Here is a 16,509-nt window from a genome sequence, read left to right on the forward strand (position 1 = left end):
TCTAAGTAGCTTTTTTAAGCTCTCAGGACCAAAACGTACATGGGTGATGTTTCATCCTTTTAAAGCAAAAAAATCTCTTAAAATTTCTAAGGAAGCAAAAAAAGTTGCAGATTCTATTAAAAGAACCAACTTGTTAGATGGTGATGCTTCTGGTGGGCAAGTAGATGCTTTTCGTCATGCATATTGGATGGCGCGTTTGCGTCAAGAAATAGGAAAATCTGCAGCAAAATCTTTAGGTAAAGCACATGAAAAAGAGAATTACCTAACCTTTAAAGCGCGTAAATTAGAAGATGGTATTGTGCCAGATAGAATCTCTTCTGAAATGGATTTATATAATAATGAACAAGGATTAAAATTAATTTCTAAAGGTAGTTTATCATCAAAAAGTGGATTAATTTTTAGAATTGTTAATGCAATTCAGAAAGGTAAAATGAAAATTATTTTGAAAGATAAAAAAGGTAATTTTTTAACGTGTGATGGAAAAATTATCTTAAAAGAAGCACTTACTGGAAAGTGGAAAAACAATAAGTGTCTTGTAGATTCTAATATTTATTAACTAGTAGTTTTTTTAAAAAACAACACTTCTTGTTGTCGTTTTTGTTTAAGTATTTATTTAAATTTATTCTAAATACGGGTTAAAATAATCTACTTTCGTTGTAAACGAAATAGTTTAGCCCTATTTTTGTTGTCAACAATTATAACCAAAATATACAATGAGCGGATTTTTTAAATCTTCGATTGGAAGAAAGGTAGCAATGGCGCTTTCGGCATTCTTCTTAATGTTCTTCTTACTACAGCATTTAGCAATTAATATTTTATCGGTTTTTAGCCCAGATACTTTTAACGAAGTATCTCATTTTATGGGAACAAATCCATTGGTTCAATTTGCATTACAACCTGTATTAATTTTTGCAGTTGTTTTTCACTTTGTAATGGGTTTTATTTTAGAGCTAAAAAACAAAAAAGCAAACGGTGTTTCTTATGCTAAAAATAATGGTGCTGCAAATTCTACTTGGTTTAGTAGAAATATGATTTGGAGCGGAATTACAATTTTAGCTTTTATCGTTTTACACTTTATCGATTTTTGGTTTCCAGAAATCAACACAAAATTTATTCAAGGCGATTGGTCTGGTGTTGTTGAAGGTTTAGAAGGATATCGTTATCATGAAGAATTAGTACACAAGTTTGTAAACCCAATTAGAGTAGGTGCTTATGTACTTGCATTTATCTTCTTAGGCTTGCATTTAGCACATGGTTTTACTTCTGCATTTCAATCAATGGGAGGTACTGCAGGAAGAAAGAAAACATTACAAAATATTGGTAAAGCATATTCTATTATAGTTCCTTTAGGATTTATTTTTATTGCATTATATCATCACTTAAACCATTAATAGTAAAATTATGGCTTTAGATTCAAAAATACCAAAAGGTCCATTAAAAGATAAATGGACAGATTATAAAAACCATATTAATTTGGTAAACCCAGCAAACAAGCGTCACATAGATGTTATTGTTGTTGGTACAGGTTTAGCAGGTGGTTCTGCTTCTGCAACTTTAGCAGAATTGGGTTACAATGTAAAATCATTTGCTTATCAAGATTCTCCACGTAGAGCGCATTCTATTGCAGCACAAGGAGGTATTAATGCAGCAAAAAACTACCAAGGAGATGGAGATTCTACCTACAGGTTATTTTACGATACCGTAAAAGGTGGTGATTACCGATCTCGAGAATCAAACGTATATAGATTAGCAGAAGTTTCTGCAAACATTATAGATCAATGTGTGGCACAAGGAGTTCCTTTTGCAAGAGATTATGGTGGTCTTTTAGACAACCGTTCTTTTGGTGGAGTTTTAGTTTCTAGAACTTTTTATGCGAAAGGTCAAACAGGTCAACAATTATTATTAGGCGCATATTCTGCAATGAATCGTCAAATTGCTCGTGGAAAGATAGAAATGTTTAACCGTCACGAAATGTTAGATGTTGTTATTGTTGATGGAAAAGCGAGAGGAATTATTGCAAGAAACTTAGTTACAGGAGAAATCGAAAGACATTCTGCACATGCAGTTGTTATTGCTTCTGGTGGGTATGGAAATGTATATTTCTTATCTACTAATGCAATGGGTTCTAATGTAACTGCAGGTTGGAAAGTACATAAAAAAGGAGCGTATTTCGCAAACCCTTGTTATACACAAATTCACCCAACATGTATTCCACGTTCTGGAGATTATCAGTCAAAACTAACGTTAATGTCTGAGTCTTTAAGAAATGATGGACGTATTTGGGTTCCTAAAAACATGGAAGATGTTTTGGCTATTCGCGAAGGGAAATTAAAACCAACGCAATTATCAGAAGAAGAAAGAGACTATTATTTAGAAAGACGTTATCCTGCATTTGGTAACTTAGTGCCACGTGATGTTGCATCTAGAGCTGCAAAAGAGCGTTGTGATGCTGGTTACGGTGTAAATGCAACAGGAGAAGCGGTATATTTAGATTTTGCTGCCTCTTTTGAACGTTATGGAAAAGAGCAAGCGAAGGTTCAAAATATTTCAAATCCTTCTGAAGCAAAAATTAAAGAATTAGGACAAGAAATTGTAAGAGCAAAGTATGGAAACTTATTTCAGATGTATGAGAAAATCATAGATGAAAATCCGTATGAAACACCAATGATGATTTATCCGGCAGTACACTATACAATGGGTGGTGTTTGGGTTGATTATAATTTGATGACTACTATTCCTGGTTGTTACGCAATTGGAGAGGCTAATTTCTCTGATCATGGAGCAAACAGATTAGGAGCATCTGCATTAATGCAAGGTTTAGCAGATGGTTATTTTGTACTACCATATACAATTGGAGATTACTTATCAGATGATATTCGTACTGGGAAAATACCAACAGATACACCAGAATTTGATGCTGCAGAAAAAGAAGTTTCTGAAAGAATTGAGTTCTTTGTTAATAATAAAGGAACGAATTCTGTAGATTATTACCACAAGAAATTAGGGAAAATCATGTGGGATAAATGTGGAATGTCTAGAAATGAAGCTGGTTTAAAAGAAGCCGTTGAGGAAATTTCTGAATTAAGAAAAGATTTCTGGAAAAATGTACTTGTTCCCGGAACAGATACAGAATATAACGAGCAATTAGCAAAGGCAGGTAGAGTTGCAGATTTCTTAGAATTAGGAGAATTGTTTGCAAAAGATGCTTTGGTAAGAGAAGAATCTGCAGGAGGACACTTTAGAGAAGAGCACCAAACAGAAGACGGAGAAGCAAAGAGAATGAAAGAATTTCAATTTGTTTCAGCTTGGGAATATAAAGGAGAACCTAAAGATGCTGTTTTACATAAAGAAGCATTGGTTTACGAGAATATAGAAGTTAAAGAAAGAAGTTATAAATAAAAAAGATAGAATGAATTTAACACTTAAAATTTGGAGACAAAAAGACTCAACATCAAAGGGTCAAATGGTGGATTATAAAGTTACTGAGATTTCAGAACATATGTCTTTTTTAGAAATGATGGATGTTCTAAACGAACAATTAGTTAATACTGGTGAAGAACCAGTTGCTTTCGATCATGACTGTAGAGAAGGTATTTGTGGTATGTGTTCTATGTATATTAATGGAGAAGCACATGGACCAGATAGAGGTGTAACAACTTGCCAATTACACATGCGTATGTTTAAAGATGGTGATACAATTACGATTGAGCCATTTAGAGCAGCTTCTTTTCCTGTAATTAAAGATTTAGTAGTAGATAGAACTGCTTTTGATAGAATACAGCATTCTGGTGGTTATATTTCTGTAAATACTTCTGGTAATACTCAAGATGCAAATAACATACCTATTTCAAAACACGCAGCAGATGAAGCTATGGATGCAGCAACCTGTATTGGTTGTGGTGCCTGTGTAGCAACTTGTAAAAATAGTTCTGCTATGTTATTTGTTGGTGCAAAAGTATCTCAGTTTGCATTATTGCCACAAGGACAAGTAGAAGCTGCAGACAGAGTTAGAAATATGGTTGCACAAATGGATTTAGAAGGTTTTGGAAACTGTACTAATACAGGTGCTTGTGAGGTAGAATGTCCTAAAGGAATTTCTTTAGACAACATTGCAAGAATGAATAGAGAATTGATGAAAGCGTCTATATAAATATAGAAATTGTCAGTTCGAGTGATTTTTTTTTTGAAAAATTGTATCGAGAATCTATATATAATAAAACTCAAAACTAATTTAGTTTTGGGTTTTATTTTTTTTACTGCAAACTGAAACTGTTCATTGCAAACTATTTTATTTTCTCCCAAAATCAGCAGGAATTTCTCCCCAAGCTTTGGTTTCCCATTTTAGAATTGGGTTTTTATAGGTGTTTCCTTTAACCATTTTTCAGCTATTTTTCTGAGTGCTAATAAGTCTTTATTAGAATTATCAAAAGTGATATTTGTTCTACAAGTTTCTTTTTTACCCAACTCATTGCAATTCTAGAATCAGAATAAATAGGAATATCTTCTTTATTTTTACTTTTTAAAAGTGTAATACCATATATTAAAGTAAGGAATTCCCCAATATTATTTGCGCCATTTTTAAATGGACCTTTTATAAAAATTTCTTGTTTATTATGTGTTAAAACACCTCTGTATTCATACAAATTTTAATGGGTTTGGAAAATACTCTTGCATATTTTTTTGAGGATAAAAAGACATCTCTATTTGTTGTTTTCCAGACCGTAAAAAGACTCTCTCTATAAGTCTCTGGCCACAACCATATAAGTAATTAAAGCGGCCAATATTTTATCAATATTTTTTTGTGAGTCAATAGCTCTAAAATAAGTTAGGCCGTTTACTTCATTTACTAATGATTTATAGCTTGAGTTTTCTGAAGTTAAAACCTCATATGCCACTGGGTGATAAAATATCATGAATCATAATTTTAGCTAATTTAGCTACTGTTTTATAACCATCATCTGAAGTAATCACAATTATTTTTTATTCTTTTTGACAAGAAATAATCAAACAAATGGAGAGAAAGGAAAGTGTTTTCGTAAAAAAGACATTATTTATTTTTTATAAGAATACATTTGTAAAGAATCATTATTAGAAACTACTAATAACAGTTTTTTGTTTTTCATTTCAATGCTTTTTACTGCCTTAACTTGAGTGTTAAAAGGTGAAATTCCATAATCAGAAACAAAGTTATAATCAGAAATTGATTTTAGTAAAACGCCTTTTAAAGAACTATACCCGCCATGATATGTGTTTACATTGAATGAATTACCTGATATGATAATTGCATCTTTAGAATTAAATTCGATATTATTAAAGTTAGATATTGGCGCATATTGTAATTCTTTTGGGAATCTTTTAAAGGTTTTAAAAGCACCATTATTGTTCTCTAAATATCCAGAAGCTAATGTGTTTACGGTAAATTTGGTGGCTTTGTGCAGGGCTTCGGGCGTTAAAACTTCTTCAACTGTTTTTAAAGCGTAGTTCTTATGTTCTACAAATCGCTTGCTAATAATGTTCATTTGAGCTGCTAATTCATCTTTTGAATTTACAGGATATTCTTTCCCGTTCTTAGAGTACGCAATTATAGTTTCTTTTCTATTATTGGCATCAAAATCACCATAATACAATGTTAATGGATTTTCTGGAGTTGGATTAAACTTGGTGTTTAGTCCCCAATTTCCTAGTAAAATATCTTTATCTCCATCTTTATCAATATCAAAAGTGGTGATAGATTGCCATAAACCTTCTAAGTTTTCAGGAATTTCCATCAAAGATAATTTTCCGTTATTATTTATAAAAATTTGTGGGTTTCCCCATTCTGTGGCTATTAACAAATCTTTTTGATTGTCATTATTAATGTCTACCCATGTTGCGTCCGTAACTTTCGAGCTGAGTTTAAAATTTAAATCTGCAGTAAAATTACCTTTTCCGTTATTTATTAAAATTGCAGAATTCACATTCGAGCCAAAATTTACAGGGTTTGACAAGTTTCCAATAAACAAATCGTCATCTCCATCATTATCATAATCGTAAGCTGCAACGCAAGAAGTGTTTAGTGGATTTAATAGCGTTTGTTTTTCAGATTTTAAAAATTTTCCATTTTTATTAATATATAAACGATCTACTTCAAACCGCCTATTTCTTATTTTGTGTATACCGGTTGCAACATATAAATCTAAATCTCCGTCATTGTCAGCATCAAAAAAAACGGCATCATTATCTTCATAATCTGCATCTTCTTTGAATTGTCTTTGAGTACTTTTTTTGAAATATTTACCATTGTTTAAATATAATTCTGCAGCTTTTCCAGAGCTATTTCCTAAATAAATGTCATCAAAACCATTTCCATCAACATCACCAATGGCAACAGCTGGTCCTAGTTTAGAGACTTGATACGGAATAATTTTCTCTCTATTAAAGTCGTAATAACTATCTTCTTTATGGTTAAATTTGATGCTATTATCAGTTTTAAAAATGGGTTCTTTTTCACTTAAAGTATAATCATAAATGAGGTTTTTACTTATATAATTAACTAAAAGGTTTTTGTTTATTTTAGGGTTTTTAAGGTTCTGAAACGTATTATCTGGCCAAACTATTTTAATAGAATCAATGCTAGAAAGAGTGTCTATACCGAAATAAATTTTTTGTTCTACAGAAGAAATAAAACCCCTAGAAACAAATAATTGTTTTAGTTGACTTTTACCATTATTGTATAATATTGCTTTAGTTCCAATTCCATTTTTATTTCCGTTCTTATAATTGAAACTTAAACTAATTGAGTTCTTTTTCTTATTTGTAGTGTTTTCGTAAATTCCTGCATAATTATTTAAATTGTTGGTAATAATGTCTAAATCACCATCTAAATCTAAGTCGGCATAAATTGCTCCGTTAGATAGTGACGGCTTTTGTTCAATCCAATTACCAGTTTTCTTTATAAAATTGTCAGAATTCCCCTTATAAATTTCATTTGAAACTTTTCCAGAAGGCATCTCATCAATAGACTTAAAAAGCCATTCTAAACCCTCTGCATGACTTTTTTGTTTAAAAGTGCTAGAGACATATTTCTTGAAATCTAAACCGTTTGGCCTTCGATTAATTCCGTTACTGATAAATAAATCTTGATGACCATCATTATTAAAATCGGCAAAAAGTGGCGCCCAACTCCAGTCTGTATCCGCAACATTATTTTGTAAAGCAGTTTCATAGAAATAGCTTCCTTTTTCACTTATTTGAAGCATATTTCTAGAATACTGGTCTTTATATCCTTGTTTTCGTAACTTTTCTTGCATGGTGTACATGGCGTCATCACCTTCGGTTTCCTTTAAAACGCGTTCGTCATTTGGTAGCATATCTAGAGTGATAAGATCCTGAAAACCATCACCATTAATATCTGCAACATCACTTCCCATAGAAAATCTTGAAATGGTAGAAAATGATTTTTTTAGTTCTTCTCTAAAGGTTCCATCTTGATTATTGAGGTAATAATAATCATCTTCATGAAAATCATTACAAACATAAATATCATCCCATCCATCGTTGTTAAAATCGGCAATAGAAGCACTTAGACCGTAGCCATTTGCGCCCCCAAAAATATTGGCTTCTTCACTAATATCAATAAATTTTCCATTGGTGTTTTTTAGTAAAACATCACCAACAAACGGAACGCGTTCCTTTCTTAAAGAAGCTTTTCCATGAGAAGTTACGGTGTGTGTTGCATGATTTACAATGTATACATCTAAGTCATTGTCTTTATCGAAATCAAAAAAGTAAGCCTGTGTAGAATAACCTGAGAAATCCAATCCATATTCTTTCGCTTTTTCGGTAAAAGTGTTATCACCATTATTGATGAAAAGCTCATTGGTCCCTTTAAAATCTAATAAACCAGAAACTGCACAAACATAAATATCTAAAAACCCGTCGTTATTAATGTCGACCATTGTAACACCAGTATTCCAATCTGCAGAACTATTGATGTTCGCATTTTCAGAAATATCCTCAAACTTTAAGTTTCCCTTATTAAGAAAAAGTTTGTTATCACCTTGATTAGATACAAAGTAAAGATCTGATAAACCATCATTATTAATATCACCAGCGCTTACGCCACCTCCATTATAAAAATAAATGTAATTAATAATACTATGCTTTGCATCTTCATGTAATGTGTTTTTAAAATTTATTCCAGTAGTTTTTTGGGATAATTTATTTAAAAGGAAGTTTTTTTTTGTTTCTTTATTTTTTGTAGTACAACTTATGCATAGAAAAAGTAAAGTAAACAATATCAAAAATGTTGGGTTTTTTAACATTTGAATATATAGATAGAAGGTAAGTGTAAAGATACAAAAACATTAACAAAATAGTAATTGTTTATTTCCGACCAAAATCTGCAGGAATTTCTCCCCAAGCTTTGGTTTCCCATTTTAGAATTGGGTTGTTATACGTGTTTTCTTTTAACCATTTTTCAGCTCTTTTTATGAGTTCTAATAAGTCTTTATTAGAAGCATCAAAATGCATGTTTGTTTTGCATCTTTTTTGTTTCACCCAACTCATGGCGATTCTAGAATCCGAATAAATAGGAATATCTTCTTTATTTTTACTTTTTAAAAGTGCAATACCATGCACTAAAGCAAGGAATTCACCAATATTATTTGTGCCATTTTTAAATGGACCTTTTATAAAAATTTCTTTTTTATTGTGTGTTAAAACACCTCTGTATTCCATTTTTCCAGGATTTCCAGAACAAGCAGCATCTACAGAAATACTTTCTAAATTAGGAGTGCCATAGGTAGCTTTTTCATCAGCTGATAAAGTGGGTTTTTTAGTATTTTTACCTTTGTAATCTTCGTAGTTTTTGGTGGATGCAATTTCAGCTTCATTTAAATCTGCAAAAGATTTATACTGTGCGCCTTCAAAACCATCAATTTGTGCTTTACAAACTTTCCAAGAAGTAAAAACTCCTTTTTTACGACCGTTCCAAACTACATAAAACTTTTTTTTACTCATTTACTTTTAAAATTACATCTTCAATAACTCTTGGGAAGTAGCGTTGCTCTAAAATATGGATCTTTTCTGCAATAATTTCTGGAGAATCTTCTTCTAAAAGTGCAGTTTTTGCTTGAAAAATGATGGCGCCTTCATCATAATTGGCATTTACATAGTGAATAGTAATACCAGTTTCTGTTTCTTTATTTTCCTTTACGGCTCTATGAACGTTCATTCCATACATTCCTTTTCCTCCATAATTTGGTAATAATGCAGGATGAATGTTAATAATTTTATTAGGAAAAGCTGCTATAATTTTTTCAGGAATTTTCCATAAAAAACCCGCTAACACAATAATATCTGCATTTTCTTTTAAGAGATTTAATACCATTTCTGTAGTAGAGAAATCATTTCTATTAAAGTGTATACACTTGGTATTTAAATTTTTACATTTATCAAAGACTTTAGCGTGTTCATTGTTACATAGAACACTGGTGACCTTAGCGGTTTTAGTATGATTAAAAAATTTAATAATATTCTCTGCGTTCGTTCCAGAACCAGATGCAAAAATAACAATACGCTTCATAAACTACATTTCTAGGGTGCAAAAAAAAGAATAATTATTAACAAATTGATTATTTTTATTAAAGATAAAACTTTTATCTTTACATTTAGCAATCATTTTAGGGACAAATATTAGTTATAATTAATAAGATTTGTATTTTTGCCCTGATTTAAAATTTAAAATTAAAAAATTATGTCAGACATTGCATCAAGAGTAAAAGCGATTATCGTAGACAAATTAGGCGTTGACGATAACGAAGTAACAACAGAAGCTAGCTTCACAAATGATTTAGGAGCAGATTCTTTGGATACTGTTGAGTTAATTATGGAATTCGAAAAAGAATTTGATATTCAAATTCCAGATGATCAAGCTGAAAACATCGGTACAGTTGGTCAAGCAGTTAGTTATATAGAAGAAGCAAAAAAGTAAAATTTATATGCAATTAAAACGAGTTGTAGTCACTGGACTTGGCGCATTAACGCCAATTGGTAATAATATTGAAGAATATTGGAACGCATTAGTTAACGGAGTTAGCGGTGCAGCGCCTATCACAAGTTTTGACGCTGCCAAGTTCAAAACTCGTTTTGCATGTGAATTAAAAAACTTTAACGTCACCGATTTTATTAATAAAAAGGATGCACGTAAAATGGATAGATTTACGCAGTATGCTATGGTTGCTTCAGATGAAGCAATTGCAGATTCTGAGTTAAATCTTGACACTATTAACAAATTACGCGTTGGTGTAATTTGGGGAGCAGGAATTGGAGGTTTAGAAACTTTTCAAAACGAAGCAATAAATTTTGGAGCTGGAGACGGTACACCAAGATTTAATCCGTTCTTTATCCCAAAAATGATTGCAGATATTGCTCCAGGAAACATTTCTATTAAGAATGGATTTATGGGACCAAATTATACTACAGTTTCGGCATGTGCATCATCTGCTAACGCGATGATAGATGCTTTAAATTATATTCGTTTAGGTACTTGTGATGTAATTGTAACTGGTGGTTCGGAAGCTGCAGTTGTTATTTCTGGTGTTGGTGGCTTTAATGCCATGCACGCTTTATCTACAAGAAACGAAACTCCAACAACGGCGTCAAGACCTTTTGATTCAGAAAGAGACGGATTCGTTTTAGGTGAAGGAGCAGGTGCTCTTGTTCTTGAGGAATACGAACACGCCAAAGCAAGAGGCGCAAAAATCTATGCAGAAGTTATTGGAGGAGGAATGTCTTCTGATGCGTATCACATGACAGCACCTCACCCAGAAGGAATAGGAGTGATTGCTGTAATGAAAAACTGTTTAGAAAATTCAGGAATTAAGCCAGAAGATGTAGACCATATTAATACACATGGTACTTCTACGCCGCTTGGAGATGTTGCAGAATTAAAAGCAATTTCAGAAGTTTTTGGAGATCATGCTAAAAATATTAATATTAATTCTACAAAATCTATGACTGGCCACTTACTAGGTGCTGCTGGTGCTATAGAGTCTATTGCTGCAATTTTAGCAATGAAACATGGTATTGTACCACCTACAATTAATCATACAAGCGTAGATGAAAACATTAACCCAGAACTAAACTTAACGCTTAATAAAGCTCAGAAAAGAGACATTAAAGTTGCGATGAGTAATACTTTTGGTTTCGGAGGGCATAATGCTTGTGTTGCATTTAAGAAATTAGATGAATAACCTATGAATTTCATTCGTAAAATAATTAAACCTCATTCAGAAGAGGATGCACAATTATATAACGAATTAAAAATATTGCTTAATTTTTCTCCAAGAAATATAAATAAATACAAAAAAGCATTTACACACAGATCTGTGCAAATGTTAGATAAAAGTGGAATTCCTATAAATTATGAACGTTTAGAGTTCTTAGGAGATTCTATTTTAGGGTCTGTAATTGCAGCTTATTTGTACAAAAAAGTGCCACAAGGATCAGAAGGTTATCTTACTCAAATGCGCTCTAAAATTGTTAGTAGAGAGCACTTAAACGAGTTAGGTAAAGACTTAAACTTAATTAGATTTGTAAAAAGTAACATAGATCAAGCTAATGTTGGCGATAACATTCATGGAAATATTTTCGAAGCTTTAGTTGGCGCAATTTACTTAGATAGAGGTTATAATTCTTGCCAAAAATTTATTTATGAAAAAGTAATTGTACCCTATGTTGATATAGAAAAATTAGAAGGTAAAATTACTAGTTATAAAGGTCTAATTATAGAGTGGTGCCAAAAACAAAAGAAAAAATACTCGTTTGATACTTATGAAGATTCTGGAAATGAACCTATTAAGCATTTTAGTGTAAAGATTAGTATTGATGGTGAGCAAATAGCCAAAGGAAGAGCTACTTCAAAGAAAAAAGCAGAAGAACAAGCTTCAAAAAGAGTGTACTTTGCATTTCAAAACGAAATTTCTGTAACTAACTAACGATATCGTTTTCGTTAAAAATAGCAGTAAACCTCATAAACTATTAGTAATTTAGCATACTTAAAATGGTTTAAGTTTTATGCAAGTATATGCCCTCGGCTTTGATGATTTTTGTGATGAAGACTTTTCCTTAATAGGAATTCACACAACATTAGAAGATTATAAACTTGCCTATTTAATTAATAAAAACTTAAATACTCGTTTTTATAAATCAAAAGATAATTTAGAATTTGATAGCGAAAAAAAGAAAGCTTCGTTTTCTATTTATAATTTCTCAAATGACAAATATGACTTTGATTGGTTTTTAATTGCGAATAGCTTTAGAAGAGAGAATCAAACAGAATCAAATGAACTGTTATTAACAACAGAAACTAAAACTTATTTAATTCCGGAGAAGAAGAAAGTAGACTTTTTTATAAAAATATCTGGAGAAGTAAGTTATGATTTTGTTTTAAAAACAATAGATAAAATAAAAAGTATTGAGCAAGTAATTACCTCATACTCTATAGATAAGAACACACTAAAGTCAAAAGACTTTTTAATATTTTAAAAATGAATTCATACAAAAAAACCAAGATAGTTGCAACTTTAGGGCCAGCAACAGATAGTAAAGAAATTTTAACAAGGTTAGCAAAAGAAGGAGTTAATGTTTTTAGAATTAATTTCTCTCACGCAGATTATGACAATGTAAGAAAGACTGTAAAAACGATTAGAGAGATTAATGAAGAAAACGGTTATAATGTTGCCATTTTAGCAGATTTACAAGGTCCAAAATTACGTGTTGGCGTTATGGAAGATGGTGTGGTTTTAGAAGATGGAAGTACATTTATTTTTACAACAGAGAAATGTATTGGTACTAAAGAGAAAGCATTTATGACGTACCAACGTTTTCCTAAAGATGTAAAAGTAGGAGAACAAATAATGGTAGATGATGGAAAATTATTATTTGAAGTAATTTCTACAGACAAAGACAAACAAGTAGTAGTAAAAGTAATTGTAGGAGGTCCATTAAATTCTAAAAAGGGAGTTAATTTACCAAATACAGCGATTTCTTTACCAGCTTTAACTGAAAAAGATAAAGAAGACGCAATTTTTGCTTTAGGTTTAGAAGTAGATTGGATGGCACTTTCTTTTGTAAGAACACCAGAAGATTTAAGAATGTTACGTGATTTAATTGATGAACATTCAGAATATAGAGTTCCAGTAATTGCAAAAATTGAAAAGCCAGAAGCAGTTGCAAATATAGATGCATTAATTCCTTATTGTGATGGATTAATGGTTGCTCGTGGAGACTTAGGTGTAGAAATACCAATGCAAGACGTTCCGTTAATTCAGAAAAAATTAGTGAGACGTGCAAAAAGAGCAAGAATTCCTGTGATTATTGCAACTCAAATGATGGAAACAATGATTGATAATGCTGTTCCAACAAGAGCAGAGGTTAATGATGTTGCGAATTCTATTATGGATGGTGCAGATGCAGTAATGCTTTCTGGAGAAACATCTGTAGGAAAACATCCAATTAGAGTAATTCAAAAAATGGCTGAAATTATTAACGCTGTTGAAAATTCTAGAATGATTAAAGTACCCCATGAAGCACCACATATTAGAACAGATAGATTTATAACAAAATCTGTTTGTCATCATGCGGCTTTAATGGCAAATGATATAGATGCAACAGCAATTTCTACACTTACAAATAGTGGGTATACTGCTTTTCAGATATCTGCTTGGAGACCACAATCTAAAATATTAGCATTTTCATCTGAAAGAAGAATTTTAGGAAAACTAAATTTACTTTGGGGAGTTAAAGCTTTTTATTATGATAAAAATTTAAGTACGGATGATACCGTTGTAGATATCAACAAAATCTCTAAAGAAAAAGGGTTTGTAAAACAAGGAGATTTAATGATTAATCTTACTTCTATGCCCGTTGAAGCAAAAGGAATGGTTAATACATTAAGAGTTTCTGAAATAGATTAAAACTTAATATAATAGACTTTAAAAAGCATTCTAATTTTTAGAATGCTTTTTTTTGGTTATAATTTTTAAGGTTATTTTTTTTAGAAGCTATTTCCTGCTTTCCACTGTATCTTTTCTTCATTCTTCATAAAAGGATGTCATTTCAATCAGTGCTAAACCACCTTATTAATTATTTGTCATTACAAGACACAAAGCAAATTGTTCATTTAACTTTTATAACTTCAGTTTTTTAGAAATAATAATAGCATCATTAGTAACAAAGGGCATAGGCATCATTTCATCCGTTCTTGGAGTTAGATTAAAATTAGGGTTCTCTAATAAATCATAAGAGATTTCATTTAAAATAACATCCAATTGGTACTCTTTTAAAACGCTAAAAGAAATTGCAACCTCTTTGTCTTGATTTCCTAAATGATACACTAAAAAAGTACCGCTTTTCACGTTATAACGCTTCCCATCATTTACCAAAACATCATTTACTTTAAATTGATGTAATTCAAGTTCTTTTTCTGTACTAAATTCTAATTTATTTACTTTTCGTTTTGGAGAGACTATAACTTCTAAAAAACGCTTATTACCAATAATAGTATCTATTTCTATTTGGATTTCTGATGATGAAATATTCTTATTGTCTGTCTTTTTATAAAACTTAAAGCGCGTGTTATATTTACTCTTTGTTTCTGCATTTGATATACTTCCTTTGTTTGAATTTGCATCAAAAATTTGCTTTGTATAATCGTCTAAAGTGGAATTGTAAGTTCCAAAAAAGGCAGTATTATGATCAGAATTCTGAATATATACAATACTGTTTGGTTTTTTATTATCAATAGAAAAACTGCTATTAAAAGTTGCTAATCCAAAGAAAATAATAGCGAATAAACCCACTAATTTTTGCATCCAGAAAGATTTTTTTTGATAAAAAGTTAAGATCATCAACCCAAAAATTAAGGCAATAATTACACCACTAATAAATAAGTTTTTAAGACCTAAACCAACAGGAAACATTTTTATCATTGGCGCAAAAATGTAAATTGCAGGAATTGATAAAATTGTAAATAAAATACGTTTAGACCTCTCTTCTAAATTCATAAAAACAGCAATTGCAAGAATTAACAAAGCAGAAAAAACCGGAATTATAAAAAAGCCAGCTCCTTTTAAGTTTGTAGCAATTATTAAATTTATAAGCAGCCAAATAAAGATTGGCGCAATTAACAAGTCGGTAGTTTTATCTTGTTTTAAAAAGTATTTGTAAACCTTAAATGAAATCCAAAGATTTAGGAATACAAAAGCGGCTATATATTGATAACCATTGTAAGTAAAACCTTGTAAAATATCATTGTACTGAGGATGCATAATTAAAAGTAATTTCCACAACCCAAATGAGGTTCCACCACATAAAATTATAGAAATTAAAAAGGGTAGAAAACCTTTTAAAACACCTTTTACAGTAATTTTATTTAATGAAAAACCGAAGAAAAGTAATATTATAAAAATAACAAATGCGATAATCAACATTGGATTAACCCAAGAAAAAGGGTAGGTTGCCAATTTTACAAACGGAAAGTTTACGTAAACAAAATCTTTATCAGAATTAAAATTTGATAAATCTGAATTTGCAAAATAATTTAAAGAGGTAGTAAAGTAATCTGCTTGATGTAGCAAGGTTTCTTTATCTAACCTTTGATAAGAATCTTGTGCTGTATGATAATCAAAATGATCTCCAATAAAAGCAAAATTGAATCCATTTATATTTCCACTTTCTCTAAAAACGGTTAAATCTGTATCATTTGGTAGCTTTTTATAGATGCTATACATTAAAGAATTTGCAGCAGGAAAATTAGGCTTTGCAGCCATAAATTCTGATAATAATTTGCTGTTTTTACCATTCGTTTCCATTAACATATAACTTGGGCCACCACTTCCTCTAGCCTCAAAATTTAAAACTAAACCCACATCTTTAGACCAAGGATGGGCATCTACAAAAGCTTGTGCGCCTAATAAACCTAACTCTTCAGCATCAGAAATTAGAATAATAATATCATTTTTTGGTTGCTCATTCTTTGCTAAAAAGGCTCTTATTCCTTCTAAAATAGTAACAACACCAGAACCGGCATCACTTGCCCCTAAAGAAGAATGAGGATTAGAATCATAATGAGTGAGTACCATTAATGCTTTTCCATTTTCAGACCCTTTTAAACGAGCAATAATATTTTCTGCAGTTGTAGCTGCAAACCATTTTTTATTAATAGCAGTTTGAGTTTGAATTTCAACTTCAAAATCCATTTTTTTAAGTTCATCAGCTATATAATTCTGAACAAATTTATGCTCATCAGAACCAACATGATGTGCTGTTTCGCTAATTTTCTTTAAATGAAATAGCGCATTATCAATTGAAAAGTCTGTCTTTTGAATTGTTTTTTCTGATGATAAAGAAGGCTTTAAATCAGAAAAACTCCAATAAATTACACCAAGAATTATAAGGATAGAAACAAGGGAAGAAAAGGCTTTCATTTTATAAATAAGTTTTTATAAATATATGAAATAAAAAAAA

At 31.0% G+C, this 16,509-nt stretch carries 15 protein-coding genes; 9 read left to right on the forward strand and 6 right to left on the reverse strand.

The genetic code is table 11. From position 1 onward, the window contains the following. The first annotated feature begins 43 nt into the window (after positions 1-43). The 4 genes from BTO04_RS10465 (at position 44) to BTO04_RS10480 (ending at position 4,150) form a co-directional block, all read left to right on the forward strand. Complete coding sequence (locus BTO04_RS10465) at positions 44-556, forward strand: hypothetical protein (protein WP_198342056.1); 513 nt, start codon at positions 44-46, stop codon at positions 554-556. A 157-nt stretch (positions 557-713) separates the two neighbouring features. Continuing rightward, on the forward strand, positions 714-1,391 hold the full coding sequence (locus tag BTO04_RS10470) for a succinate dehydrogenase cytochrome b subunit (protein WP_087564447.1): 678 nt from the start codon (positions 714-716) through the stop codon (positions 1,389-1,391). 7 nt (positions 1,392-1,398) lie between these two features. Continuing rightward, positions 1,399-3,399: a fumarate reductase/succinate dehydrogenase flavoprotein subunit gene (locus BTO04_RS10475; RefSeq protein ID WP_198342143.1), complete on the forward strand. Its 2,001-nt coding sequence runs from the start codon at positions 1,399-1,401 to the stop codon at positions 3,397-3,399. A gap of 10 nt (positions 3,400-3,409) precedes the next feature. Further along, positions 3,410-4,150, forward strand: a complete 741-nt coding sequence (locus BTO04_RS10480) for a succinate dehydrogenase/fumarate reductase iron-sulfur subunit (protein WP_087564449.1) — start codon at positions 3,410-3,412, stop codon at positions 4,148-4,150. Between the two features lie 250 nt (positions 4,151-4,400). Here BTO04_RS10480 and BTO04_RS10485 read toward each other — a convergent pair whose 3' ends face one another. From BTO04_RS10485 to BTO04_RS10500, 5 genes are all read right to left on the reverse strand, one after another. Further along, on the reverse strand, positions 4,401-4,643 hold the full coding sequence (locus BTO04_RS10485; protein ID WP_368356225.1) for a hypothetical protein: 243 nt from the start codon (positions 4,641-4,643) through the stop codon (positions 4,401-4,403). Between the two features lie 93 nt (positions 4,644-4,736). After that, positions 4,737-4,913, reverse strand: a complete 177-nt coding sequence (locus BTO04_RS15215; protein ID WP_157662455.1) for a hypothetical protein — start codon at positions 4,911-4,913, stop codon at positions 4,737-4,739. Between the two features lie 138 nt (positions 4,914-5,051). Then, the gene (locus tag BTO04_RS10490; RefSeq protein WP_232455887.1) at positions 5,052-8,276 is read right to left on the reverse strand and encodes a VCBS repeat-containing protein; all 3,225 of its coding nucleotides are present in this window, start codon (positions 8,274-8,276) and stop codon (positions 5,052-5,054) included. 88 nt (positions 8,277-8,364) lie between these two features. Next, a complete protein-coding gene (locus BTO04_RS10495) occupies positions 8,365-9,000 on the reverse strand; it encodes a viroplasmin family protein (RefSeq protein WP_087564451.1) in 636 nt (211 codons plus the stop codon). Further along, positions 8,993-9,565 (reverse strand): phosphoribosylglycinamide formyltransferase, encoded by a 573-nt coding sequence (locus tag BTO04_RS10500; RefSeq protein WP_087564452.1) that lies wholly within the window; start codon positions 9,563-9,565, stop codon positions 8,993-8,995. The genes BTO04_RS10495 and BTO04_RS10500 overlap by 8 nt, the downstream gene beginning before the upstream one ends. A gap of 171 nt (positions 9,566-9,736) precedes the next feature. On the opposite strand from BTO04_RS10500, the gene BTO04_RS10505 reads away from it, so the two are divergent. The 5 genes from BTO04_RS10505 (at position 9,737) to pyk (ending at position 13,958) form a co-directional block, all read left to right on the forward strand. Beyond that, complete coding sequence (locus BTO04_RS10505; protein WP_004569249.1) at positions 9,737-9,973, forward strand: acyl carrier protein; 237 nt, start codon at positions 9,737-9,739, stop codon at positions 9,971-9,973. Between the two features lie 7 nt (positions 9,974-9,980). Beyond that, a complete protein-coding gene (gene fabF, locus BTO04_RS10510; protein ID WP_087564453.1) occupies positions 9,981-11,234 on the forward strand; it encodes a beta-ketoacyl-ACP synthase II in 1,254 nt (417 codons plus the stop codon). 3 nt (positions 11,235-11,237) lie between these two features. After that, complete coding sequence (rnc, locus tag BTO04_RS10515; protein ID WP_087564454.1) at positions 11,238-11,978, forward strand: ribonuclease III; 741 nt, start codon at positions 11,238-11,240, stop codon at positions 11,976-11,978. A gap of 79 nt (positions 11,979-12,057) precedes the next feature. Beyond that, positions 12,058-12,528 carry an IPExxxVDY family protein gene (locus tag BTO04_RS10520; protein WP_087564455.1) on the forward strand — a complete coding sequence of 157 codons (471 nt, stop codon included), beginning with the start codon at positions 12,058-12,060 and terminating at the stop codon, positions 12,526-12,528. A gap of 2 nt (positions 12,529-12,530) precedes the next feature. Then, a complete protein-coding gene (pyk, locus tag BTO04_RS10525) occupies positions 12,531-13,958 on the forward strand; it encodes a pyruvate kinase (RefSeq protein ID WP_087564456.1) in 1,428 nt (475 codons plus the stop codon). Positions 13,959-14,171: 213 nt separating this feature from the next. Here the strand turns inward: pyk and BTO04_RS10530 are convergent, their stop codons facing one another. Beyond that, positions 14,172-16,469, reverse strand: coding sequence for a M28 family peptidase (locus tag BTO04_RS10530; RefSeq protein ID WP_087564457.1), 2,298 nt, complete (start codon positions 16,467-16,469; stop codon positions 14,172-14,174). Between the last annotated feature and the right edge of the window lie 40 nt (positions 16,470-16,509).

This window comes from Polaribacter sp. SA4-10, from assembly GCF_002163835.1.
GTDB lineage: Bacteria > Bacteroidota > Bacteroidia > Flavobacteriales > Flavobacteriaceae > Polaribacter.

Bases quoted from the DNA above. Each gene is read 5' to 3' on its own strand.
- BTO04_RS10470 (WP_087564447.1), top strand. From the start codon at position 714: ATGAGCGGATTTTTTAAATCTTCGATTGGAAGAAAGGTAGCAATGGCG.
- BTO04_RS10480 (WP_087564449.1), top strand. From the start codon at position 3,410: ATGAATTTAACACTTAAAATTTGGAGACAAAAAGACTCAACATCAAAG.
- BTO04_RS15215 (WP_157662455.1), bottom strand. From the start codon at position 4,913: ATGATATTTTATCACCCAGTGGCATATGAGGTTTTAACTTCAGAAAAC.
- BTO04_RS10495 (WP_087564451.1), bottom strand. From the start codon at position 9,000: ATGAGTAAAAAAAAGTTTTATGTAGTTTGGAACGGTCGTAAAAAAGGA.
- BTO04_RS10500 (WP_087564452.1), bottom strand. From the start codon at position 9,565: ATGAAGCGTATTGTTATTTTTGCATCTGGTTCTGGAACGAACGCAGAG.
- BTO04_RS10505 (WP_004569249.1), top strand. From the start codon at position 9,737: ATGTCAGACATTGCATCAAGAGTAAAAGCGATTATCGTAGACAAATTA.
- fabF (WP_087564453.1), top strand. From the start codon at position 9,981: ATGCAATTAAAACGAGTTGTAGTCACTGGACTTGGCGCATTAACGCCA.
- rnc (WP_087564454.1), top strand. From the start codon at position 11,238: ATGAATTTCATTCGTAAAATAATTAAACCTCATTCAGAAGAGGATGCA.
- BTO04_RS10520 (WP_087564455.1), top strand. From the start codon at position 12,058: ATGCAAGTATATGCCCTCGGCTTTGATGATTTTTGTGATGAAGACTTT.
- pyk (WP_087564456.1), top strand. From the start codon at position 12,531: ATGAATTCATACAAAAAAACCAAGATAGTTGCAACTTTAGGGCCAGCA.
- BTO04_RS10530 (WP_087564457.1), bottom strand. From the start codon at position 16,469: ATGAAAGCCTTTTCTTCCCTTGTTTCTATCCTTATAATTCTTGGTGTA.